Raw genomic sequence first — 21911 nt, forward strand, 5'->3', positions numbered from 1 at the left:
ATCAGGCGTTGTTAATGATGCTTCCAGTCCGGTCCACGCCCATGATCGTCATGTTTATCGCCGTGACGATTGTCATGGTGGTCGCGATGATCGTCATGCTGGTGCCAGCGGTTGTCGCGCCACTCGTAATGCGATTTCCACCAGTCATGATCGCGCCAGCGACCGCCATCCCAGTAGTGTCCACTTCTGTCCTGATCGCCAATCTGTAATTTTACCGCCGGAATCAGGGTGATTTCTCCGGCGTGTACCAGCGTGGGAGCGACCAGCATCAGTGAAAGTGCGAGTAGTGCAGGTTTCAATTTAGACATAGGTTACTCCTTTTCATTCTTGCCCAACGTGGGCCGATGGAAGGAGATTACGTGAGGGAAGTCGGGGATGTTATTCTCTGCAATCCTAATCTGTAAGTAACCGCATTTATTGGGAATTTCTACTTATTCCCTGCATTTTTCCTCCATAATTTCTTCACAAAAAAGCCGGGTGGCGGCTTCGCCTTACCCGGCCTACAGTGTGAATTTTGTCGGTCGGGTAAGGCGAAGCCGACACCCGACACAATAATTAACCGCGCGTCATCATCAACTGACGCAACGCCGCAAAATCTGCCGGCAGGTTGTGGGACAGCAGCGGCAGGTCAGCGCGATCGGCCAACTCTTTTGGCAGTGGCAGCGATTCACCCAGAATCTCATCCACACTCTCTTTGAACTTCGCCGGATGCGCCGTTCCGAGGAACAGCCCGTACTCGCCCGGATTAAGCTGGTCACGCAGCGCACGATAGGCAATCGCGGCATGCGGCTCAGAGGTATACCCCACCGCTTTCAGCTCGCGCATCGTCTCTTTGGTGGTGTCATCACTCACTGCCGCATAGCCCAGATCGCCCAGACGCCAGATCTTACGGCGGAACAGTTCTTCCACGCGCGGCCAGTTGTTCGGCTGGCTAACGTCCATCGCGTTTGACAGCGTCGCCTGGGTCGCGTTTGGCGTCCATTTCCCGTCTTTCAGGAAACGTGGAACCGTGTCGTTGGCGTTAGTCGCAGCGATAAAACGTTTCACCGGCAGGCCGAGAGATTTCGCCAGCAGACCAGCGGTCAAATCACCGAAGTTACCGCTTGGCACTGAGACAACCAGTTGATTACGCGCTTCCTGCGGCAGTTGTGCCACCGCTTCGAAGTAGTAGCAAATCTGTGCCAGCAGACGGCTGATGTTAATCGAGTTTGCCGAGTTCAGCCCCAGCGCTACTTTCAGTTCTTCGTCGTCGAAAGCCTTTTTCACCAGCGCCTGGCAGGCATCAAAGTCGCCGTCGATGGCGACGGTTTCAATATTGCCACCCAGCGTGCAGAACAGTTTTTCCTGCAGCGGGCTGATTTTCCCCTGCGGATAAAGAATGATTACGCGGACGTTTTTCAGCCCGTAAAACGCATGAGCTACCGCCGCGCCGGTATCACCCGACGTGGCAGTCAGAATCGTAACCGGTTTGTCGCCGCTGATGTGGGTCAGCATCTGCGCCATAAAGCGCCCGCCGAAATCTTTAAACGCCAAAGTTGGACCGTGGAACAGCTCCAGACAGCCGATATCCGGCTCAACGGATTTCACCGGTGCCGGGAAGGCAAAGGCGCTACGCACGCGTTCTTCCAGCAGCTCGTGTGGAATTTCATCGCCAATGAAGGCAGACAGGATTTTCGCGCTGCGGCTGACAAAATCCTGCTTCAGCATTTCGTCTATTTCAGTGAGGCTAAATTCGGGCAAATCGTGCGGAAAAAACAGCCCCTGATTTTTACCCAGCCCCTGAGTCACGGCCTGCGCGAAGCTCACCTGCTCGTTATGATCTTTAAGATTGTAGAGTTTCATCGTTTATCCCAGTACTCGTGCGCCGGCCGTGTCCAGACGGCAAATATGAACAAAGCCTTCCTGATTTTGCAGGTAGTTTTTCGACAACCAGTCCGCTACGCGCTGCGCGGTATCTGGCTTATCGCATAATGCGAACAGCGTCGGACCGGAGCCCGAAATGCCGCACGCCTGCGCGCCGATATCCATCGACGCCTGACGCGCTTCATTGAAGCCCGGCAGCAGTTTGGTGCGGTAAGGTTCGGCAATCACATCTTTCATCAGCTTCGCGGCAAGCGCTGGCTGACGGGTGTAGCAGGCGTGAATAAAGCCCGCCAGATGGCGACCATGCGCGATACAGTCCTGACGGCGATACTGCGCAGGCAGGATCGCGCGCGCTTCGGCAGTCGAGACTTTAATCCCCGGATACGCCAGCACCCACAACCACTCATCAAAGCCTGGCACCTGCTGGCTGATAATGCCGTTCTCTTCGATCATCAGCTGCATGCCGCCGAGGAAGCACGGCGCGACGTTATCGTAGTGAATGCTGCCAGAGATGCGCCCTTCCAGCTCGCCCATCAGCGACAACAGGCGGGTATTATTCAGCGGTTTACCACAGTGTTCGTTCATCGCCACCAGCGCGGCGACGACGGAACAGGCGCTAGAGCCGAGGCCCGAGCCAATCGGCATACTTTTTTCGAGGGTCATGGCAACCGGCACGTTTTTGCCGATCTCCTGACAGAAGCGCTCCCAGCACTGATAAACAATATTTTCGCGCGGTTCTGGCGGCAACTTACTGGCAAAGCGGCCAATATTATTGAGGCTGAAACTGTCCGCCGCTTCGACGGTGACGGTATCACCCAGCAAAGAACCGTCGAGAGGCGTAACCGCCGCACCCAGCACATCAAATCCGACGCTCATATTGGCGCTGGAAGCCGGGGCATAAACTTTCACCATGTTAAACTCCTAACTTCCATGACAGGGTACGCAGCAGATCGGCAAACACGCCAGCCGCTGTCACATCATTCCCTGCGCCGTAACCGCGTAACACCAACGGCAATGGCTGATAATAATGGCTGTAAAACGCCAGAGCGTTTTCGCCGTTTTTCACTTTAAAGAGCGGATCGTTCCCGTCCACTTCGGCAATCTTCACGCGGCACACGCCGTCGTCTTCAATGTTGCCAACATAGCGCAATACTTTGCCTTCATCACGGGCTTTCGCCACGCGCGCCGCAAAGTCATCGTCAAGATGCGGCAAGCGTTCCATAAACGTGGCGACATCACCGTTGTCATCAAAACTCGCAGGCAACACTGGCTCGATAACAATATCGGACAGCTCCAGCTCGCGGCCAGTTTCACGGGCGAGAATCAATAGCTTGCGCGCCACGTCCATCCCGGAGAGATCGTCACGTGGGTCCGGCTCGGTATAGCCCAGCTCTCGCGCCGCGCGGGTGGCTTCAGAAAGACTCATCCCTTCATCCAGCTTGCCGAAAATGAACGACAGCGATCCGGAAAGAATGCCGGAGAATTTCTGCAGTTCGTCACCCGCATTGAGCAGGTTTTGCAGGTTCTCAATCACCGGCAGGCCTGCACCGACGTTAGTATCGTACAGAAACTTGCGACGTGACTTGCTGGCGGCGGTACGCAGCTGATGGTAGTAATCCATCGACGAGGTATTGGCCTTTTTGTTCGGCGTTACCACGTGGAAGCCTTCACGCAGGAAGTCAGCATACTGGTCTGCTACGGCCTGGTTTGAGGTGCAGTCCACAATCACCGGATTCAGCAGGTGATACTCCTTAGCCAGGCGAATCAGTCGGCCAAGATTAAACGGCTCTTTGGCCTGCGCCAGCTCGTCCTGCCAGCTTTCAAGATTAAGGCCATGCACGTTGGTCAGCAGTGCTTTAGAGTTCGCCACGCCGCACACGCGCAAATCGATATGTTTGTTCTTCAGCCAGCCTTGCTGACGCTTCACCTGCTCCAGCAACGCCCCGCCGACACCGCCGACGCCAATCACAAACACTTCGATCACCTGATCGGTGTTGAACAGCATCTGGTGCGTTACGCGCACACCGGTTGTTGCATCGTCATTGCTCACGACAACGGAAATGGAGCGCTCGGAAGAACCCTGAGCAATGGCCACGATATTGATGTTGGCACGCGCCAGGGCAGCAAAGAATTTGGCAGAGATCCCGCGCAGAGTGCGCATTCCATCGCCGACAACCGAGATAACCGCCAGACGCTCCTGGATAGACAGCGGTTCCAGCAGCTCTTCTTTCAGCTCCAGATAGAACTCTTCTTCCAGAGCACGACGCGCACGGGCGCAATCGGCCTGCGGCACGCAGAAGCTGATACTGTATTCAGAAGAGGACTGCGTAATGAGCACAACGGAAATACCGTTGCGGGACATGGCAGCAAAGACGCGCGCGGCCATGCCGACCATGCCTTTCATGCCCGGTCCGGAGACGCTGAACATCGCCATGTTGTTCAGATTAGAGATACCTTTTACCGGCAAATCGTCTTCGTCATGACTGGCGCCAATCAGAGTGCCCGGTGCCTGCGGATTACCGGTGTTTTTGATAAGACAGGGGATCTGGAACTGAGCAATCGGAGAGATGGTGCGCGGGTGGAGAACTTTCGCGCCGAAATACGACAGCTCCATCGCTTCCTGATAAGACATCGATTTCAACAGCCTTGCGTCCGGTACCTGGCGCGGATCGCAGGTATACACGCCGTCAACGTCGGTCCAGATTTCGCAACAATCAGCGCGTAAACAGGCAGCCAGCACGGCGGCGGAGTAGTCAGAACCGTTACGGCCCAGCACCACGAGTTCGCCTTTCTCATTCCCGGCGGTAAAGCCCGCCATCAAAATCATATTCTCAGACGGGATTTTACTGGCCGCGATGCGGCGCGTGGATTCAGCGATATCGACGGTAGATTCGAGGTAATGCCCAACGGCCAATAGCTTTTCGACCGGGTCGATCACCGAGACAGCGTGACCGCGCGCTTCCAGCAGCCCCGCCATGATGGCGATGGACAGTTTTTCACCGCGGCAAATCAGCGCCGCGTTGATGCTGTCCGGGCATTGGCCCAGCAGGCTGATGCCGTGCAGAACGTGTTTGATCTGGGCGAACTCTTGCTCCACAAAGGCCTTGAGCTGAGCGTGCGGGAAACCCGGCTGGATATCGGCCAGTCCCTGAAGCAGTTCTGCAAAAATACGCTCGGCATCGCTGATGTTCACAACGGCATCCTGACCACCGATGGTTTTCTCAATCATCGCTACCAGGTGGTTCGTAATTTTCGCCGGAGCAGAAAGCACGGTAGCCACCTGCCCCTGCCTGGCGTTGCTTTCCAGGATATCGGCAACGCGCAGAAAACGTTCTGCGTTTGCCACTGATGTACCGCCGAACTTCAAGACTCGCATGGTTTACCTCGTGATCTTTGGTCGAAAAAAAAGCCCGCACTGTTCAGGTGCGGGCTTTTTTCTGTTTTTCCTGTTACGCGTCAGCCCGCATCGTTACCTGTGGTAATGATGATGGTTGTTGTAATGGTGGTGGTGCTAACGCGATTCATGGATGTTGTGTGCTCTGTGTTGTTTTCTGTCTGTCCTGTATCCTTTTAGGGTTAAAGTATCCGGCACCTTAAGTCAATGAATTTTTACTTTGATCACAATTTGTAACCCTTTCACGACCCGCTGCTTGCGGTTTTATTTTTAACCGCATACCACCAGTTGCAACCCTTATACACAGACAGTTAATCCATACGAAAAACAAATGTCAGATTTTTATTCTGCCAATTTTTTTTCAATATCATGCAGCAATCGGTGCAACATTGCGGTGTCGCGCTGTTCAAGCAGCCCGAGGCGCTGGTGCAACCAGTCGACCATTTTCCGATCGTTATCCACGCCCAGCTGTGCCAAAAGCGATTGTGTCCGTTCACGTAACGCGCGCAGCTGGTGTTCATCTACGCTATCTGCGGAAGGTGTGGGAATTTGTATTAAGGATGCTAATTGATAGCAATAGACCATCACCGCCTGGCCCAAATTGAGCGACGGGTAATCCGCGACCATCGGTACGCCCGTTAGCACGTCTGCCAGCTCCAGCTCTTCATTGGTCAGACCCGAATCTTCACGACCAAACACCAGCGCGGTCTTCGTCGCCCACGTACTTTTTTCTTCGAGAATAGGCACCAGTTCTGTCGGTGTCGCGTAGTAATGGAACTTCGCCCGGCTGCGTGCCGTGGTCGCAACGGTGAACGAAATATCGTGCAGCGCGTCGGCAAGCGTCGCGTAAGTGGTTATGTTGTCGAGAATTTCCCCCGATCCATGCGCCACCCAGCGAGTGGAGGGTTCGAGGTGCGCCTCACTGGCCACGATACGCAAATCGGTGAATCCCATCGTCTTCATCGCGCGCGCAGCGGCGCCAATATTTTCTGCTCTTGCTGGCGATACCAGCACTATCGATAAGTGCATTTATGCTCTCTTTTTAATCAGTTAGCGCGCTAAAGTGTGATGCAGCTCAACATATTACGCAGCGCGAATTTACAAAATTGCAACACAAATCACCGAAATAGCGTTTCACCACAAATTAAAAGCGCTAAACTGTTCCGTGACTGAACTATTGATTCAAATGTTAACAGACAGTCGTTATCCATATGTTTATTAATGATAATACTCGTAATGATTGGTTTTTCGAATTGGATTCGCGTTGTTTATTAATCAATAGCTGCAACTAGTTGGTTTATTGAAAATTTGTGACAAAGGCTAGCAATCCGATACGATGATTTCATCAAACTGTTAACGTGCTACAATTGAACTTGATATATGTCAACGAAGCGTAGTTTTATTGGGTGTCTGGTGTCACTTAGCCTGTTATGTTGCTGTTAAAATGGTTAGGATGACAGCCGTTTTTGACACTGTCGGGTCCTGAGGGAAAGTGCCCACGACCAAGCTAATGATGTTGTTGACGTTGATGGAAAGTGCATCAAGAACGCAATTACGTACTTTAGTCACGTTAGGCCGATCATGTTAATTTGCGACATGCATCAGGCAGGTCAGGGACTTTTGTACTTCCTGTTTCGATTTAGTTGGCAATTTAGGTAGCAAACATGCAGACCCCGCACATTCTTATCGTTGAAGACGAGTTGGTAACACGCAACACGTTAAAGAGCATTTTCGAAGCAGAAGGCTACGATGTCTTTGAAGCGACCGATGGCGCAGAGATGCATCAGATCCTTTCTGAAAATGATATCAATCTGGTCATCATGGACATCAATCTGCCAGGAAAAAACGGCCTTCTTCTGGCACGCGAACTGCGTGAACAGGCGAACGTCGCATTAATGTTCCTGACAGGCCGTGATAACGAAGTGGATAAAATTCTTGGCCTGGAAATCGGCGCTGATGATTACATCACCAAGCCGTTTAATCCTCGCGAGTTAACCATTCGTGCACGCAATCTGCTGTCCCGTACCATGAATCTGGGCACGGTGAGCGAAGAGCGTCGTAGCGTCGACAGCTACAAATTCAACGGCTGGGAACTTGATATCAATAGCCGCTCGCTGGTGAGCCCGAACGGCGAACAGTACAAGCTGCCGCGCAGTGAATTCCGCGCCATGCTGCACTTCTGCGAAAATCCGGGCAAAATTCAGTCCCGTGCAGAGCTGCTGAAGAAAATGACCGGTCGCGAGCTGAAGCCGCACGACCGTACTGTTGACGTGACGATCCGTCGCATTCGTAAACACTTCGAATCTACGCCGGATACGCCAGAAATCATCGCCACTATCCACGGCGAAGGTTATCGTTTCTGCGGCGACCTGCAGGAGTAATCCCGCACGCCACGCAGTAAAAACGGCGCTTTACGCGCCGTTTTTTTATTTCCAAATCCGTAATGAATCGTCGTCCCCTTCCCCTTTCGGCACACTTTGCTTAACCTGTGAAAGCGAGTACCAGTCAAAGTGGCGCGTCAGATACATCACCGCAAACAGCGCTATCGCCAGCACGCCGGACCCCAGCAGCAACGCGCTATCCTCAGATCGCAGCAAACACCACATCACGCCATCCAGCCCCAGCAACGCCACCACAAACACCGCACTGCGCTTCCAGCCCTTAAGCACCGCATGAAGATAAACACCGTTCATCATCGCCCCGACCAAGCTTGCGATAATCCATGCAGCCGTAAAGCCCACGTGCTCAGAGAGCGCCAGCAGTACCAGGTAAAAGAGCACCAGTGACAACCCCACCAGCAGATACTGCATCGGGTGCAGGCGAAGGTGAGTGATAGTTTCGTAGACAAAGAAAGCCATAAACGTCAGAGCAATCAGCAAAATGGCATATTTAATCGCCCGGTCAGTTAGCTGATACTGATCGGCTGGCGTCGCCACGGTGACGCTAAATGCGGGAACGGTACGAAACTCTGGCGGTTCGATAGCGCTAAACTGGCTTTCAAGATTGTTGGCAAACCAGCTGCTCTGCCAGTGCGCTTCAAAGCCTGACGCGCTGATTTCACGTTTAGACGGCAAGTAATCGCCCATAAAACCCGGATGCGGCCAGTTACTGCGCAGGGTTAACTCACTATTTCGCCCCACTGGCACGACGGAGAAACTTCCCGTTCCGTTGAGATTCAACGACATCTCAAGGTCCACACTTTTCGCATTGAGCATCTCCCACGTCAGAGGAATGTGGACCCCCGCCTGTTGCCCAGAAATACCTGAACCCGGTTCGACCGTCAGCGTTTCATCGTTAACGTTAGATACTTTCACTGCGCCAATCCCACGCGCATCGCCCACGCCGACAGCGATAAACGGCTGCCCCAGAGAGAGCGTTTCGCCTTTTAGCGCGTCCAGCTTGTCGGTATTGAATTGCGCCTTCAGTTTGAGATCGGTGCTCCAGATTTGCCCGTCGTAGATCCCGATGCTTCGGGACTCTACCCGTTGATTACCGTCAATCACCAGCGATTCAGGCAGCAAAAAATGCAGGAAACTGCGCTTATGCTCAACCCTCACGTTATCTTCGAACTTGTAATAAATTTCCGTGACCGGAATGGCGATTAGCGGGCCGGTGAGCTGCTGCGGCCCACTGGTGCTTTGACGCAGCGTATCCTCAACGTCATCGCGATAGCTAGCGCGCTCAGAAATCAGGTTACTCACCATAAACAGGGGAACTAACAGCAGCAGGATGCACCCCATCAGGGTGCTTACTTTCCAGAACAGTGGGGATTTTTTCATTGCCTTCTCCTTATTTGATGGAGAGAGCGTAACGCGGCTATGTGCGCTGAATTTGAAGCTATGTGAAGGGACGGTGAAGTCTCAGAATCGCTTCAACACCGCCCTCTTCGCGGTTTTGAAGCTGGATTTCACCATGATGCAAACGCGCTACCTCCTGCACAAACGCTAGCCCGAGGCCGCTGCTTTTCAGGCCCGTCTCGCGGGGAAGTGAATAAAAGCGCTCAAAGATGCGTGATTGCGCGTAATCAGGAATCCCGCTGCCGTTGTCCGTCACCTTTAACAAGGTCTGTTTCTGCGTCTCTTCAGCGCTGAGAATAATGCTCCCGCCTGTGGGGGTGAAATCGATGGCGTTATCGAGCAAATTGCCGAGCGCCTGCTCCAGCAGATCCGCATCGCCATTAACCGTTAACGCTGCGCCGTTGCCTGTCAGCGTGATGTTCTTCACCGCCAGCTGCATAGAACGGGCATCACTGATGCGCGTGAACAGCGCATCAATACTCACGGGAGTCGGTATAATCTCCACGCGGTTTTCCAGCTTAGCCTGCTCAAGCAGTTTTTCGACCAGTGACTGCATCCGCGCATTCTGCACCAGAATATTATCAACAAACCGCGCAGCCACCTGCGGCGGCGGCTGTTCTGCTAAGATCTCCGCCGCACCGCGAATCGCCGCCAGCGGGCTTTTCAGCTCATGAGTCAGGGCGTGAACGTAGTGCTCTATGTAATTTTTGCCTTCAAGGCGAATACGCATGTTTTCCAGCGCCTGTGCCAGTTTGCGCAATTCGCTGCTGCCGGGATCGGGCAACGGCAGCGGTGTATCCTGGGTCACCGAATCGGCATAGCGTGATAAAGAGCTGATTGAGCGGTTAATCCACCAGGCCACAACCAGCCCGATCAACAGGGCAATACCCAGCAACGCTCCACCCGCCCAGAGAATGCGCCGTTCGCTACGGTGGATGACCGGGGCCATCGCGCTATTCGGTTTTCCTACCGACAGGACGCCAATTATTTTTCCCTGATCAACAATCGGGGCCGCCACGTACATCACGGTACTTTCTGGATCGCTGGGATCGTCCTGGGTGCTGCGTGCGCCGTACTGCCCGCGAAGAGTCAGCCAGACATCGTTCCAGCGCGAGTAATCTTCGCCCAGGCCTTTCCCGGTCGAATCAAAAACCACGCGGCCCTGCGCGTCAGTCATGTAAACATGATATTCGTTGCGAACCTTGTGAATACCGCCAATGTTGGCACGGAACGGGCGCTGATGCAGTTGCGAAAAAGCCTGCGCCAGCCGACCGTTTTGCGCAGCACCGGTGAGGAGATCGTCGCGTCCCACTTCCGCCAACAAGGTGGCGGTATCGATAAGCGTCCCTTCGGTGGCCCGGCGCACGCCGGGTTTAACCTCCTGCACAAAGATCGACAGCACGAACCACGCAGCGATGGCCACAATCAGAAAATAACCCAGCAGCAGACGCATTCCGATGCGCATTACACCAGCCCCAGGCTGTAGCCCAAACCGCGATGGGTGCTGATCGGCGAAAGATCCGCATTCACCGCGCGCAGTTTGGCGCGCAGGGTTTTGATATGGGTATCGACGGTTCGGTCAAAGCTGTCGCCGTCCTCGCCCCAGACTTTGTCCATCAACTGCTGGCGCGAGAAAACGCGGCCCGGTGCGTGAAGCAGGGTTTTGAGCAACAAAAATTCGTAGCGCGTCAGAATGAGCGGCTCGCCGCACCAGTTGATCTGCGCCGCTGGATCATTGAGTTCAAAATGTCCAATGCGCACGATTGCTGAAGGCAGCGTGGATTTCTGCATCCGCCGCAAAATGGTCCGTACGCGGGCGCAGACTTCGCGGGGTGAAAACGGCTTAGCAACATAATCATCCGCTCCCATTTCCAGGCCCAACAGCTTATCCACTTCATCGCTGCGGGCCGTGAGAAACAGCACCGGCAGCGAGGGATGTTGCGTCAGCAGCTGGCGGCACAACTCAAACCCGCTGATATCAGGCAAACCGACATCAAGGATCGCCAGCGCCGGGGCCTGGCGACGCGCCTCTTCGAGCGCAGGCAGCCCGCGCTCGAAGGCTTTCACCGCAAACCCTTCCTGCGACAGCATATAGATCAGCGTCTCAGCGATACTGATTTCGTCTTCCACCAGCCAAATCAACGGTTGCTGCATTGTCTGTCCCTGAATTAGCGCCACGGCATAATAGGCACCGCGCTCAGTGCGTTTTTCGGCGATCCTTCGACCACTTTATCGGAGTAGGCGAGGTACGCTAAGGTGTTGCGTTTCGCATCATAAAAACGCACGACCTGCAGTTTTTTGAACACCAGCGATGTCCGTTTCTGGAACACCACATCGCCCTGCGCTTTGCCGTTTTTGATTTTATCGCTCAGTTCAACCGGCCCGACCTGCTGGCAGGAAATCGCCGCATCGGCCGTATCTTCTGCCAGCCCCAACCCACCTTTAATCCCACCCGTTTTCGCGCGGCTGATATAGCAGGTCACGTTCTTCACATCCGGATCGTCAAAGGCTTCGACCACAATTTTATGGTCCGGGCCAAACATCTTAAACACGGTATCGACGGAGCCAACTTGTTCAGCAAACGCCGTCCGGCCAACCAACAGCATCAGAGCAGTGAAGATCAATGTCTTGTATTTCATATTGTTACCATTCTTTAAAATTACGTTGGGCAATTATTCAACAAACAGAATAAAAATGTAGCAAGATCACAGGATTAGCAATTTGATGCCCATAATGTGCGGCAAAAAGCATTTATGCGCAAAAAAAACACTGAATGCTAAAACATCAAAAAATGCTATTATCCGCTACCCTGTTATCAGGCACCTGCTGTTTTAAGGATGAGGATAGTATATGGATCAGGCTGGAATTATTCGCGATCTGCTTACCTGGCTGGAAGGTCATCTTGACCAGCCTTTGTCACTGGATAATGTGGCGGCAAAAGCAGGCTATTCCAAGTGGCATTTGCAAAGGATGTTCAAGGATGTCACCGGTCATGCCATCGGTGCCTATATTCGCGCTCGTCGCCTGTCAAAATCGGCTGTGGCACTGCGCCTGACCGCGCGCCCGATTCTGGATATTGCCCTGCAATACCGTTTTGATTCTCAGCAGACGTTCACTCGCGCCTTCAAAAAACAGTTCTCTCTGACACCTGCGCTCTATCGCCGTTCTCCCGACTGGAGCTCATTCGGCATGCGTCCACCGCTGCGTCTGGGCGAATTCGCGATGCCAAAATACGAATTCCTCGACCTGCCAGAAACGCACCTGATCGGCACCACGCAAAGCTATACGTGTTCACTGGAACAGATTTCAGAATTCCGCCATCAGATGCGAACCCAGTTCTGGCGCGATTTCCTCAGCCACGCCCCGGCGCTTCCGCCGCTGCTATATGGTTTGAACGAGACGCACCCAAGCCAGGAAAAAGACGACGAGCAGGAAGTGTTTTATACCACCGCGCTCACGCCAGAGATGGCCAACGGCTATATTCAGGGCTCGAAACCGGTGGTGCTGGAAGGCGGCGAATACGTCATGTTCAACTATGAAGGGCTGGGCACTGGCGTGCAGGAATTCATCCTGACCGTTTACGGAACCTGTATGCCGATGCTGAATCTGAACCGCCGCAAAGGTCAGGACATTGAGCGCTACTATCCGGCCAGCGATGCAAAACCGGAAGTAGGCCCAATCAATCTGCGGATGGAATACTTGATTCCTGTGCGCCGCTAGCGCTGCAGCTCATCCAGCGCAGGGGCATCCAGATGCGATATGTCCCCTGCCATTTCCACCACCCAACCGGACGCCAGCCACGGGCTTTCCTGATAATCGATGCGGGAAATAGAGCAGTTGCGCAGACGCAAACGGCGTTCCGCATAGGCCGGTAATCCGAGAATAGTGCTCACCAGACAACCCAGCGCAATACCGTGGCTAACAAGCAGCGGGCGGCTGCCGGCCGGCAATTTGAGGCAATCCGCCAGCGCCGCCTGAACGCGCACGCTCAGTTCCTGCATGGATTCGCCTTCAGGAATACGGCCATCTTCCGTACCGTTGACCAGCGTGCGGCGCCAGCCCTCTTCCTGTTCTGTCAGTGTATCCACATGACGTTTTTCCAGCACGCCCATATCCAATTCGCGCAGGCGAGGATCGAGGATAATGTCGCACCCGCAGGCCTCGGCGATAATGCGCGCCGTTTGCTGCGTGCGACCCAGGTCGCTGGAGATAATGTGCGTGATGCCTAACGTTCTGGCACGTTCCGCTACCTGCCACGCTTGTTGCTCACCCTTGGCGGTGAGAGGGCTGTCGGACTGGCCTTGAATACGTCGCTCGGCGTTCCACTGCGTTTCACCGTGGCGAACAAGGTAAACCTGTAACATGTTTTTTTCCGTTATAATGCGATGAGTTTTTTTTGAATCGAGCTTAATTATGCACCAGGTTGTCTCTGCTACCACTAATCCTGCCAAAATTCAGGCAATTCTAAGGGCATTTGAAGAGATCTTCGGCGAAGGATCCTGCCATATTGACGCCGTCGGCGTCGAGAGCGGTGTTCCTGAACAGCCGTTTGGGAGCGAGGAAACGCGCGCTGGCGCACGAAATCGCGTCGTGAATGCGAAGGCCGCACGCCCTGAGGCAGATTTTTGGGTGGCTATTGAAGCAGGGATTGACGAGGGTGCCACCTTTAGCTGGGTGGTTATCGAAAGCCGCGAACAGCGTGGGGAATCGCGCTCAGCGACGCTGCCTTTACCGGCCATCATTCTGGATAAAGTGCGTGCTGGAGAAGCGCTCGGGCCGGTGATGTCTCAGTACACCGGCATTGATGAAATTGGCCGCAAAGAAGGGGCTATTGGCGTGTTTACCGCCGGAGCTTTGACGCGTTCGAGCGTATATCATCAGGCGGTGGTGTTGGCATTAAGCCCGTTTCATAACGCGGTGTACGACTGATTCCGCCGTTGTAGGCCTGATAAGCGCAGTGCCATCAGGCAACCGGCCACGCCATTGCCGGGTGGCGGCTTCGCCTTACCCGGCCTACAAAACCCAATCCATGAACCGTAGGCCTGATAAGCGCAGCGCCATCAGGCATTTTTCAGCAGCACGTCCTCAAGCCAGTGGCGCAATTCCACCGGGGCCGATTTCAGACTGTTCGAACCACGGGTAATCGTCGCAATGCCTGCGCCCAGCTCACTTTTCAGCTCACGCTGGCTCATCTCACCACGCAGCAACTCTTCGATGATACGCACACGCGTGCCCAACGCTTCACGCTCGTCGGGTGTCAGCATCAATTGCATCAGCGGTAAGTGCAGATCTTGTTCGTAGGACTGGCGAAGCAGCTCCACAAAACGAAGCCACTCCTGATTGCGCTGTTCGGCCATTGCCGATGAATAAGGGGAATGCTGGGTCATGTTATGCCGCCGTTTGTACTCTTAGACGAGTACAAGCATAACATACACTTCATCATTCCATCTGCATCTTTGTTGGCTGCGCCTGCTCACCCCGGTCACTTACTAATGTAAGCTCCCGGGGATTCACAGGCTTGCCGCCGCGATGCAACTTGAATGATTTTGTGTACGTAATTAATACTTTCTCTGCCACTCGGCGTCGCTCATCAGGGTATCTTTCTGCCCCATGAAGTAGCGATAGTAAGCGTCATACGCCAGCACATTCTTCACATAACCGCGTGTTTCAGAGAACGGAATGCTCTCGACAAACGCCACAGCGTCGATGCGCCCGGCGCTGTTGCCAAGCCAGGTACGCACGCGTCCAGGCCCTGCGTTGTAGGCCGCAGACGAGAAGATGCGGTTATTGCCGAACTGGGAATAAACATACTGCAAATAGCTGGTGCCGATATTGATGTTGGTATCCGGGTCCAGCAGCTGCGACGGGCTGCTGTAGCCTGGAATATTAAACATCTTCACCGTATGCGTGGCGGTGCCCGGCATGATTTGCATCAGGCCGCTGGCACCCACCGGTGAGCGCACTTTAGGGTTCCATGCGCTTTCCTGACGAGCAATTGCCATCGCATAGCTCTGCGGAATGTCTTTTCCGCTGGTGTAGCGATCGAACAGATCTTTATAGGCCAGCGGGAAACGCTCTTCCAGATGATCCCACAATTTACCGGCGATCGTTGCCTGAACGCTCAGATCCCACCAGCGATTATCAAAGGCATAACGCGCCAGCTGCGCTTTTTCATCGGTAGTACGGCTGGTCACCAGATTGGCCCACTCGCTGCGCGCCGTGTTGTCCATTCCCCAGTACATCAGCTCGCGTACGCGCGCCATTTCTGCCCCCTGAACCAGAGCTGAGTTGAGGTTGGTCGGAGCTTTGTCGATTTTGAGCGTGTACTCCTCGCCCAGACGCTGCGCCGCCGCCATCGGGTAGAAGCCACGCTGCTGCATCAGAGAATGGAGGATCTCTTTCGCTTCGTCATCGCGTCCGCGCTCCATCAGCAAATCGGCCTGCCAGTAGCGCCATTCATCTTTTTCTTTGGCATCCATCGGCAAGCGGGAAAGCCAGGTATTAAGACCACGGCGATCGCCAGCGCCCAGCGCCATGCGCACCCGACGTTCGACAAGCGAGGTCGAATTTGAGCGCATGATCGCGTCGTCACGCCAGCGCGCCTGTTCGTCGGTCACATCGGTGCCCATCAAACGCCATGCGACGATATCGCGCAAATCCTGAGTTTGATCATCGTTAAGCTGCTGCGCCTGAACCAGCTGCGGTATCATCAGCCGCGCATTTTCAACGTCGTCACGCGCCACGCTGGTAAAGGCCACCGCCGCCATCTGACGAGTGAAATCGGTCGCGCCCGTTGAGCGAGCAAAAGTCAGAACAGAATTCGGATCGTTGGCAAGCTGAATAACCGCCGTGGAAATGGTCTGATAATCAGAAGGCATTTGCCCTGCGAGCGTAGTCACGAGGCGCGTATTACCCGCTTTCATCGCCAGGCGAATACGTTCGAGGTAGGCCAGCGGGTCTTGCTGGCCCGACGCACGCCAGGCCCCAAACAGGGAATCACAGGCATTAGGCTGATTTTTGCCGGTGAGCCACAGCTCTTTCGCACCGTCCCAGGCTTCCTGCTGCTGGCCTGTCGCCCATTTGGCGTAATAGAAATTACACTGCGCTTCGGTGGTACCTGGTTTTTGCGGACTGAACGCCAGCAGGCCGCGCCAGTCTTCACGTCGCGCCAGTTCGTTCACAAAGCGTGACTGTAGAGTTCGAGCAGGCGGCAACGTCGGGTTGGCCTGAATAAAATTGGCGACGGTGAGCGTCGGCTGGTTCATGAGATCGTCGGTAATCTGACGGTATTCCAGATACGGGTACAGCGGATATTCTTTCAGCGTCGGCATCAGTGCCTGCACGGTATCCATCTGCTTGCTGTCCCACGCCTGCTTGATCTGCGCATAGCGGTTACGCTGTTCATCCAGTGAATCGGCATGCGCTGCGTGGCTTATCGTCATCACGCATACGCTGGCAGCCAGCAGACGCCAGACCACCTGTTTGGCTTTTTCCACAAGCTCTTCCTCAATGTGTTAAATACAGTTGCAGCGTCGTGCCACGTAAAAATGTAATGGATCTATGCTAACCAGGCATAAGGCAACGCGCCACGTCATGGACACTTTTTTACCTTTCTTGCGTGCTTTAACACTCCCGACGTTCGTGTCTGGGATTAGGCACTGAAAAAGGCTACACTTCGCAGCTGAATTCTATTTTCTTCACGATAAAAGAGGCGAAGTCCACGTGGCTCAATTCGTTTATACCATGCATCGTGTCGGCAAAGTCGTTCCGCCGAAACGCCATATTCTGAAAAATATCTCGCTGAGCTTCTTCCCGGGCGCAAAAATCGGTGTCCTGGGTCTCAACGGTGCCGGTAAGTCCACCCTGCTGCGCATCATGGCGGGCATCGATACAGACATCGAAGGTGAAGCTCGTCCACAGCCGGGCCTTAAAATCGGCTATCTGCCGCAGGAACCGAAGCTAAACCCGGAACACACCGTTCGCGAATCCGTCGAAGAAGCCGTTGCCGAAGTCGTTAACGCGCTGAAAGGTCTGGATGAGGTGTACGCGAAGTACGCTGAACCGGATGCTGACTTCGACAAACTGGCGGCGCAACAGGGTAAATTCGAAGAAATTATCCAGGCGCACGACGGTCACAACCTGAACGTCCAGCTGGAGCGTGCGGCCGATGCCCTGCGCCTGCCAGACTGGGACGCGAAAATTGAAAAACTGTCCGGTGGTGAACGCCGCCGCGTCGCGCTGTGCCGTCTGTTGCTGGAAAAGCCAGACATGCTGCTGCTCGACGAACCGACGAACCACCTGGATGCCGAATCCGTCGCCTGGCTGGAACGCTTCCTGCACGACTTCGAAGGGACCGTTGTGGCGATTACCCACGACCGTTACTTCCTCGATAATGTGGCGGGCTGGATCCTGGAGCTGGACCGTGGTGAAGGTATTCCGTGGGAAGGCAACTACTCCTCCTGGCTGGAGCAGAAAGATCAGCGTCTGGCGCAGGAAGCCTCTCAGGAAGCCGCTCGTCGTAAATCGATTGAGAAAGAGCTTGAGTGGGTTCGTCAGGGCGCGAAAGGCCGTCAGTCTAAGGGCAAAGCCCGTCTGGCACGCTTTGAAGAGCTGAACAATTCCGAGTACCAGAAACGTAACGAAACCAACGAACTGTTTATTCCACCTGGAGCACGTCTGGGCGATAAAGTCGTTGAAGTGAGCAATCTGCGTAAGTCCTACGGCGACCGTGTGCTGATCGACGACCTGAGCTTCTCCGTGCCGAAAGGGGCGATTGTCGGGATCATCGGTCCTAACGGCGCGGGTAAATCGACGCTGTTCCGCATGATGTCCGGTCAGGAACAACCTGACAGCGGCACCATTACGCTGGGCGATACCGTGAAACTGGCCTCCGTTGACCAGTTCCGTGACGCGATGGATAACAGCAAAACCGTGTGGGAAGAAGTCTCCGGCGGGCAGGATATTATGCGTATCGGCAACACCGAGATGCCAAGCCGTGCCTACGTTGGCCGCTTCAACTTCAAAGGTGTCGATCAGGGTAAACGCGTCGGCGAACTGTCCGGTGGTGAGCGCGGTCGTCTGCATCTGGCGAAACTGCTGCAGGTTGGCGGTAACGTGCTGCTGCTCGATGAACCAACCAACGACCTGGACATCGAAACCCTGCGCGCGCTGGAAAACGCCATGCTGGAGTTCCCAGGCTGTGCAATGGTTATCTCGCACGACCGTTGGTTCCTTGACCGTATCGCGACCCACATTCTGGATTACCAGGACGAGGGTAAAGTGGAGTTCTTCGAAGGTAACTTCACCGAATACGAAGAGTACAAGAAACGTACCCTCGGCGCGGATGCGCTGGAGCCAAAACGTATCAAGTACAAGCGTATTTCGAAATAAAAGCAAAACGGCAACTTCGGTTGCCGTTTTTAGTCTTTGCTCCATCTCCCTGTGGGAGAGGGCCGGGGTGAGGGCACCAGGCCGCACTATTCACCCGGCAATCACATCCCAACGTAAAACCGCTTCACCTCATCAAACTGCATCGCAAACTGGATATAGCTCATCAGCGCAGGTGAATTCAGTTTCCTGCTCGGATAGACCAGCCACAGCTCGTTTCCTTCCACGCTCCATTCCGGCAAAACCTGCACCAGCGCGCCCTTCTCGATTTTATCTTCCAGCAAAAATGCGGGCAGCAGCGTGATTCCCGCGCGTGCGATGGCACTTTCGCGGGCGTAGACCAGGTTATCCGTCACGTGGGCATTGTTCGGCAGATGACGATAATCCTCGTCGTTATGGCGTAAAAGCCACTCCGGCCAGGCCTTGTGCGTAATACACCGGTGTTCGACCAACTGCCGCGGATGTTCCAGCGGGCCAAAACGCGCCAGATACTCGGGTGAGGCCAGCATGTAGCGCGGGCAGTTACCAATCTTGCGGCCAATCAGAGAAGAATCCTGCGGTTTACCGGTGCGCAGCGCCACGTCATAGCCCGATTGCACCAGATCCTGCACATCATCGGAAATACAGACATCGAGAGAAACGTCCGGGTATCGGCGCTGAAATTCCGCATTCAGATGCGCCAGCAGCGTCGCGCCAATTCCCGCCGGGGAAGTGACGCGCAGCCGTCCACCGGGATTATCGCGCAGGCGCTGAATGGCGTATTCCGCCCGCTCGCTGGCCGCCAGCATCTCGCGGCAATGCACCAGATAGTGCTCGCCCGCAAAAGTTAAATTGAGTTTGCGGGTGGTGCGGTTCAGCAGCCGGATGCCTACCTGCTGCTCAAGCTGACTAACGCGCTGGCTGACGCTCGATTTCGGCAGCCCCGCTTTTTGCGCCGCCGCGGTAAAACTGCCCATCTCCGCCACCAGCGTAAACAGGGCCATATCCTGAAGCTGCTTAAACATAATTGTTCATCTCATGCGAACACTTTGTTATTGATTGTCCATCTTATCACGCAAGTGGTGACTTAATAGACTAGCCTCAACACACGTATTCCATGAGGAGCTCACCATGTCCGTTAAAGCTATCGCCGTTAATCCAGACCAGCCGTCTGTTTTTATTGAAATTACCCAGCCGATGCCGCAACCCGGCGAGCACGATCTGCTGGTCGAAGTGAAAGCCGTTTCCGTGAACCCGGTCGATACCAAAGTCCATGCGGGCTTGACTAAGAACGGCCTGCAAGCACCGCGCATTCTGGGCTGGGACGCGAGCGGCATTGTGAAAGCGGTCGGTGCGAGTGTCACGCAGTTCCAAGCCGGTGACGAAGTGTGGTACGCCGGTGACATCACCCGTCCGGGCAGCAACGCCACCCACCAGTTGATTGACGCGCGCATCGTCGGCCACAAACCGCAAAGCCTCGACTGGGCCGCCGCCGCGGCACTGCCTTTAACCGCGTTGACGGCATGGGAAGGACTGTTTGAACGCCTGCATATTCAGGACGCCGGATCGGACAAAACGCTGCTGATTATCGGCGGTGCGGGCGGCGTCGGATCGCTGGCGATCCCCTTCGCCAAACACAACAGCCAGATCAAGGTGATCGCCACCGCCTCTCGCGAGGACTCAGCCCAATGGTGCCGGGATCGCGGCGCCGATCTGGTGGTGAATTATCGTGACCTGAAGGGCGAGCTGGCGAAGCACGACATCAAATTCGTCGACTACATTTTCATCCTCAATGACACCGACGGACACTGGGACGCAGTCAGCGAACTGATTGCGCCGCAGGGGCATATTTGCACCATCGTGGAGAACGACCGTCCGCTGGATCAGAGTAAGCTGAAGTCAAAATCTGCCGCGCTGCACTGGGAGTTTATGTACACCCGCAGCATGTACCAGACCGCAGACATGGCGCGTCAGGGCGAGATCCTGAATGAGGTGGCGAAGCTGGTTGATGCTGGCGTGGTGGAAAGTTCGCTGAGCGAAACCCTGCACGGCTTAAGCGTGGAGAGCATCACCGAGGCACACCGGAAAGTGCTGGACGGGCATATGCGCGGAAAAGTGGTGGTGGCGTTCTGAGGTCATTGCCCCCTCACCCTAACCCTCTCCCAAAGGGAGAGGGGATCGATCGGAGCAGTCTTTACTCCCGCTCCCCCATCAACTCCTTCACCAGCTCCACACAGCGCAGGAAGCGGCCATCGTAGTCCGACTCTTCGACGTGAACAAACTCCACGTTATTCTCGCGCAGCATATCCACCAGCATGGTCTGGAACTCTTTACGATCAACGGAGCTACCGAGGCTGCGCATCCCGTCTGCGACCCACGGCGTGTTGTTTTCCAGCAGGATCACCAGATCAAAACGGTACTCGTCAATCAGCGCCTGAACGAACGGGTGCTCACGCCCTTCGTACTTTTTACAGAACGCCTGGGTGGTGACAAAATCCGTATCGACAAACGCGACCTTGTTGGCGTATTTCACCGCGAAATCAATGTACTGAGCGTGGCCGAGCGCGATTTTGTCGTAGTCGGAATACTGAAGCGCCATCTCATCGCCGCCCAGATGCGAGAAGACATAATCGCGTCCGTATTCCCACGCACTGCTGGTGTTGAAGATGTTTGCCAGCTTGTTGACCAGCGTGGATTTACCGCTTGATTCACCGCCCAGAATCGCCACGGTGCGCACAAAGAACGGTTTTACTTCAGTCGGGATGTAATCCCAGTAGCGGAACGGGTTTTCGCGGATCTGCCCGCCGCTGATGTTCATGAAGGTACGTTTCGGGTCGATCAGCACCGTTTCGGTTCCAAGATGCTCGCGGAACTGCGGCGCATCGGACTCTTCAGAGGTGTAGATCCAGTTCGGGGCGATCCCCTTCTCTTCCATAAAGGCTTTGATGCCGTTACTCCACACATCCCAGCCGTGCGGGTACGGCTCCATGCCCTCTTCATTAAAGGCATGAATACGAATATTTTTTTGATATTTGAAGGTCTGGAGCAGCCAGCGCAAACGGTCCGAAACGGTCGGCTGCTGGGACATGGCGCTGTCTTCGAACAGCGCACGGTCACGCGTGTCGTCGTAACCCATGATGATATGCAGCTCATCGACCTGGCTACAGGCGCGCTGAATCAGATAGATATGCCCGGTGTGCAGCGGATAGAACTTGCCGAACACCACGCCGATGTTCTTTTGCATGCGCGGAAATTCGAGGCCCAGAAAGCGGTGCAACGCTTCCAGCTTTTGCGCGCTCGGGCTTTTGATTTTGGCATTCAGAAGCTGGCTTAAATAGCCCTTGGTCATCCCGCTGGCTTCCGCCACCTGCTGCAAGGTGCAGCCCTTCTGGCGGATTGCGGTTTTAAGATAGTCAAATGTTGACACAAGAGCCTCCTGCTAAGTGAGGCGGGTCAGCAAGACGCCCCCGCCAATAAGATACGAACTTAAA

21 protein-coding genes and 1 other annotated feature are annotated in these 21911 nt (G+C 54.8%); of the genes, 5 read left to right on the plus strand and 16 right to left on the minus strand.

Annotated features, from left to right (window positions below; translation table 11 throughout):
- Nucleotides 1-11: 11 nt before the first annotated feature.
- The 7 genes from JBO43_RS07380 to yjjY form a co-directional block, all read right to left on the minus strand.
- Entirely contained in the window at nt 12-308 is a 297-nt protein-coding gene (locus tag JBO43_RS07380; RefSeq protein WP_202674022.1) for a DUF2502 domain-containing protein, read from the minus strand.
- Nucleotides 309-555: 247 nt separating this feature from the next.
- Nucleotides 556-1842, minus strand: coding sequence for a threonine synthase (gene thrC / locus JBO43_RS07385; RefSeq protein ID WP_095280695.1), 1287 nt, complete (start codon nt 1840-1842; stop codon nt 556-558).
- Nucleotides 1843-1845: 3 nt separating this feature from the next.
- On the minus strand, nt 1846-2775 hold the full coding sequence (gene thrB / locus JBO43_RS07390; protein WP_095280694.1) for a homoserine kinase: 930 nt from the start codon (nt 2773-2775) through the stop codon (nt 1846-1848).
- Nucleotide 2776: 1 nt separating this feature from the next.
- Nucleotides 2777-5239, minus strand: coding sequence for a bifunctional aspartate kinase/homoserine dehydrogenase I (thrA, locus tag JBO43_RS07395; protein ID WP_103947133.1), 2463 nt, complete (start codon nt 5237-5239; stop codon nt 2777-2779).
- A gap of 23 nt (nt 5240-5262) precedes the next feature.
- Nucleotides 5263-5381 (minus strand) — a sequence feature (Thr leader region).
- Nucleotides 5320-5388 (minus strand): thr operon leader peptide, encoded by a 69-nt coding sequence (gene thrL / locus JBO43_RS07400; protein WP_107704209.1) that lies wholly within the window; start codon nt 5386-5388, stop codon nt 5320-5322. It overlaps the preceding feature by 62 nt.
- 211 nt (nt 5389-5599) lie before the next feature.
- Nucleotides 5600-6286 (minus strand): tRNA/rRNA methyltransferase, encoded by a 687-nt coding sequence (locus JBO43_RS07405; protein ID WP_202674023.1) that lies wholly within the window; start codon nt 6284-6286, stop codon nt 5600-5602.
- A gap of 399 nt (nt 6287-6685) precedes the next feature.
- Nucleotides 6686-6826, minus strand: a complete 141-nt coding sequence (gene yjjY / locus JBO43_RS07410) for a YjjY family protein (protein WP_001303782.1) — start codon at nt 6824-6826, stop codon at nt 6686-6688.
- A gap of 95 nt (nt 6827-6921) precedes the next feature.
- Between yjjY and arcA the strand changes: the two genes are divergently transcribed.
- Entirely contained in the window at nt 6922-7638 is a 717-nt protein-coding gene (arcA, locus tag JBO43_RS07415) for a two-component system response regulator ArcA (protein WP_006174002.1), read from the plus strand.
- A gap of 45 nt (nt 7639-7683) precedes the next feature.
- Here arcA and creD read toward each other — a convergent pair whose 3' ends face one another.
- From creD to creA, 4 genes are read right to left on the minus strand one after another with little or no spacing between them, the layout of a single operon-like run.
- Nucleotides 7684-9036: a cell envelope integrity protein CreD gene (gene creD / locus JBO43_RS07420; RefSeq protein ID WP_202674024.1), complete on the minus strand. Its 1353-nt coding sequence runs from the start codon at nt 9034-9036 to the stop codon at nt 7684-7686.
- Nucleotides 9037-9094: 58 nt separating this feature from the next.
- Nucleotides 9095-10519 carry a two-component system sensor histidine kinase CreC gene (gene creC, locus JBO43_RS07425; RefSeq protein ID WP_202674025.1) on the minus strand — a complete coding sequence of 475 codons (1425 nt, stop codon included), beginning with the start codon at nt 10517-10519 and terminating at the stop codon, nt 9095-9097.
- On the minus strand, nt 10519-11208 hold the full coding sequence (gene creB, locus JBO43_RS07430; RefSeq protein WP_202674026.1) for a two-component system response regulator CreB: 690 nt from the start codon (nt 11206-11208) through the stop codon (nt 10519-10521). Before creB ends, creC begins: the two co-directional genes overlap by 1 nt.
- Nucleotides 11209-11222: 14 nt before the next feature.
- Nucleotides 11223-11693, minus strand: a complete 471-nt coding sequence (gene creA / locus JBO43_RS07435; RefSeq protein WP_095280688.1) for a protein CreA — start codon at nt 11691-11693, stop codon at nt 11223-11225.
- A gap of 211 nt (nt 11694-11904) precedes the next feature.
- On the opposite strand from creA, the gene robA reads away from it, so the two are divergent.
- Nucleotides 11905-12774, plus strand: a complete 870-nt coding sequence (gene robA / locus JBO43_RS07440) for an MDR efflux pump AcrAB transcriptional activator RobA (protein WP_095280687.1) — start codon at nt 11905-11907, stop codon at nt 12772-12774.
- Here the strand turns inward: robA and gpmB are convergent.
- Nucleotides 12771-13418, minus strand: coding sequence for a 2,3-diphosphoglycerate-dependent phosphoglycerate mutase GpmB (gene gpmB, locus JBO43_RS07445; protein WP_095280686.1), 648 nt, complete (start codon nt 13416-13418; stop codon nt 12771-12773). The two genes, robA and gpmB, sit on opposite strands and share 4 nt — an antisense overlap.
- Nucleotides 13419-13467: 49 nt before the next feature.
- On the opposite strand from gpmB, the gene yjjX reads away from it, so the two are divergent.
- Entirely contained in the window at nt 13468-13983 is a 516-nt protein-coding gene (yjjX, locus tag JBO43_RS07450) for an inosine/xanthosine triphosphatase (protein ID WP_103949169.1), read from the plus strand.
- 131 nt (nt 13984-14114) lie between these two features.
- Here yjjX and trpR read toward each other — a convergent pair whose 3' ends face one another.
- Together trpR and sltY are read right to left on the minus strand one after the other, a co-directional pair.
- Nucleotides 14115-14441 carry a trp operon repressor gene (gene trpR, locus JBO43_RS07455; RefSeq protein ID WP_095280684.1) on the minus strand — a complete coding sequence of 109 codons (327 nt, stop codon included), beginning with the start codon at nt 14439-14441 and terminating at the stop codon, nt 14115-14117.
- Between the two features lie 171 nt (nt 14442-14612).
- Complete coding sequence (gene sltY / locus JBO43_RS07460) at nt 14613-16550, minus strand: murein transglycosylase (protein WP_095280682.1); 1938 nt, start codon at nt 16548-16550, stop codon at nt 14613-14615.
- Between the two features lie 226 nt (nt 16551-16776).
- Here sltY and ettA point away from each other — a divergent pair, with 226 nt between their 5' ends.
- Nucleotides 16777-18444: an energy-dependent translational throttle protein EttA gene (gene ettA / locus JBO43_RS07465; RefSeq protein ID WP_095280681.1), complete on the plus strand. Its 1668-nt coding sequence runs from the start codon at nt 16777-16779 to the stop codon at nt 18442-18444.
- A 101-nt stretch (nt 18445-18545) separates the two neighbouring features.
- Here ettA and JBO43_RS07470 read toward each other — a convergent pair whose 3' ends face one another.
- The gene (locus JBO43_RS07470; RefSeq protein WP_202674027.1) at nt 18546-19445 is read right to left on the minus strand and encodes a LysR family transcriptional regulator; all 900 of its coding nucleotides are present in this window, start codon (nt 19443-19445) and stop codon (nt 18546-18548) included.
- 106 nt (nt 19446-19551) lie between these two features.
- Between JBO43_RS07470 and JBO43_RS07475 the strand changes: the two genes are divergently transcribed.
- Entirely contained in the window at nt 19552-20553 is a 1002-nt protein-coding gene (locus tag JBO43_RS07475; protein ID WP_202674028.1) for a zinc-binding alcohol dehydrogenase family protein, read from the plus strand.
- Nucleotides 20554-20614: 61 nt separating this feature from the next.
- Here JBO43_RS07475 and nadR read toward each other — a convergent pair whose 3' ends face one another.
- A complete protein-coding gene (gene nadR / locus JBO43_RS07480) occupies nt 20615-21847 on the minus strand; it encodes a multifunctional transcriptional regulator/nicotinamide-nucleotide adenylyltransferase/ribosylnicotinamide kinase NadR (RefSeq protein ID WP_095280678.1) in 1233 nt (410 codons plus the stop codon).
- Nucleotides 21848-21911 lie beyond the last annotated feature (64 nt).

The sequence above is a fragment of the Lelliottia jeotgali genome, assembly GCF_016771845.1.
Lineage (GTDB): Bacteria > Pseudomonadota > Gammaproteobacteria > Enterobacterales > Enterobacteriaceae > Enterobacter > Enterobacter jeotgali.

What these genes read in the sequence shown, in the direction of transcription:
- creD (WP_202674024.1), bottom strand. Translation starts at nt 9,036, where the DNA reads ATGAAAAAATCCCCACTGTTCTGGAAAGTAAGCACCCTGATGGGGTGC.
- JBO43_RS07475 (WP_202674028.1), top strand. Translation starts at nt 19,552, where the DNA reads ATGTCCGTTAAAGCTATCGCCGTTAATCCAGACCAGCCGTCTGTTTTT.
- arcA (WP_006174002.1), top strand. Translation starts at nt 6,922, where the DNA reads ATGCAGACCCCGCACATTCTTATCGTTGAAGACGAGTTGGTAACACGC.
- creC (WP_202674025.1), bottom strand. Translation starts at nt 10,519, where the DNA reads ATGCGCATCGGAATGCGTCTGCTGCTGGGTTATTTTCTGATTGTGGCC.
- JBO43_RS07380 (WP_202674022.1), bottom strand. Translation starts at nt 308, where the DNA reads ATGTCTAAATTGAAACCTGCACTACTCGCACTTTCACTGATGCTGGTC.
- JBO43_RS07405 (WP_202674023.1), bottom strand. Translation starts at nt 6,286, where the DNA reads ATGCACTTATCGATAGTGCTGGTATCGCCAGCAAGAGCAGAAAATATT.
- robA (WP_095280687.1), top strand. Translation starts at nt 11,905, where the DNA reads ATGGATCAGGCTGGAATTATTCGCGATCTGCTTACCTGGCTGGAAGGT.
- creA (WP_095280688.1), bottom strand. Translation starts at nt 11,693, where the DNA reads ATGAAATACAAGACATTGATCTTCACTGCTCTGATGCTGTTGGTTGGC.
- yjjX (WP_103949169.1), top strand. Translation starts at nt 13,468, where the DNA reads ATGCACCAGGTTGTCTCTGCTACCACTAATCCTGCCAAAATTCAGGCA.
- JBO43_RS07470 (WP_202674027.1), bottom strand. Translation starts at nt 19,445, where the DNA reads ATGTTTAAGCAGCTTCAGGATATGGCCCTGTTTACGCTGGTGGCGGAG.
- gpmB (WP_095280686.1), bottom strand. Translation starts at nt 13,418, where the DNA reads ATGTTACAGGTTTACCTTGTTCGCCACGGTGAAACGCAGTGGAACGCC.
- creB (WP_202674026.1), bottom strand. Translation starts at nt 11,208, where the DNA reads ATGCAGCAACCGTTGATTTGGCTGGTGGAAGACGAAATCAGTATCGCT.
- trpR (WP_095280684.1), bottom strand. Translation starts at nt 14,441, where the DNA reads ATGACCCAGCATTCCCCTTATTCATCGGCAATGGCCGAACAGCGCAAT.
- thrB (WP_095280694.1), bottom strand. Translation starts at nt 2,775, where the DNA reads ATGGTGAAAGTTTATGCCCCGGCTTCCAGCGCCAATATGAGCGTCGGA.
- thrC (WP_095280695.1), bottom strand. Translation starts at nt 1,842, where the DNA reads ATGAAACTCTACAATCTTAAAGATCATAACGAGCAGGTGAGCTTCGCG.
- thrA (WP_103947133.1), bottom strand. Translation starts at nt 5,239, where the DNA reads ATGCGAGTCTTGAAGTTCGGCGGTACATCAGTGGCAAACGCAGAACGT.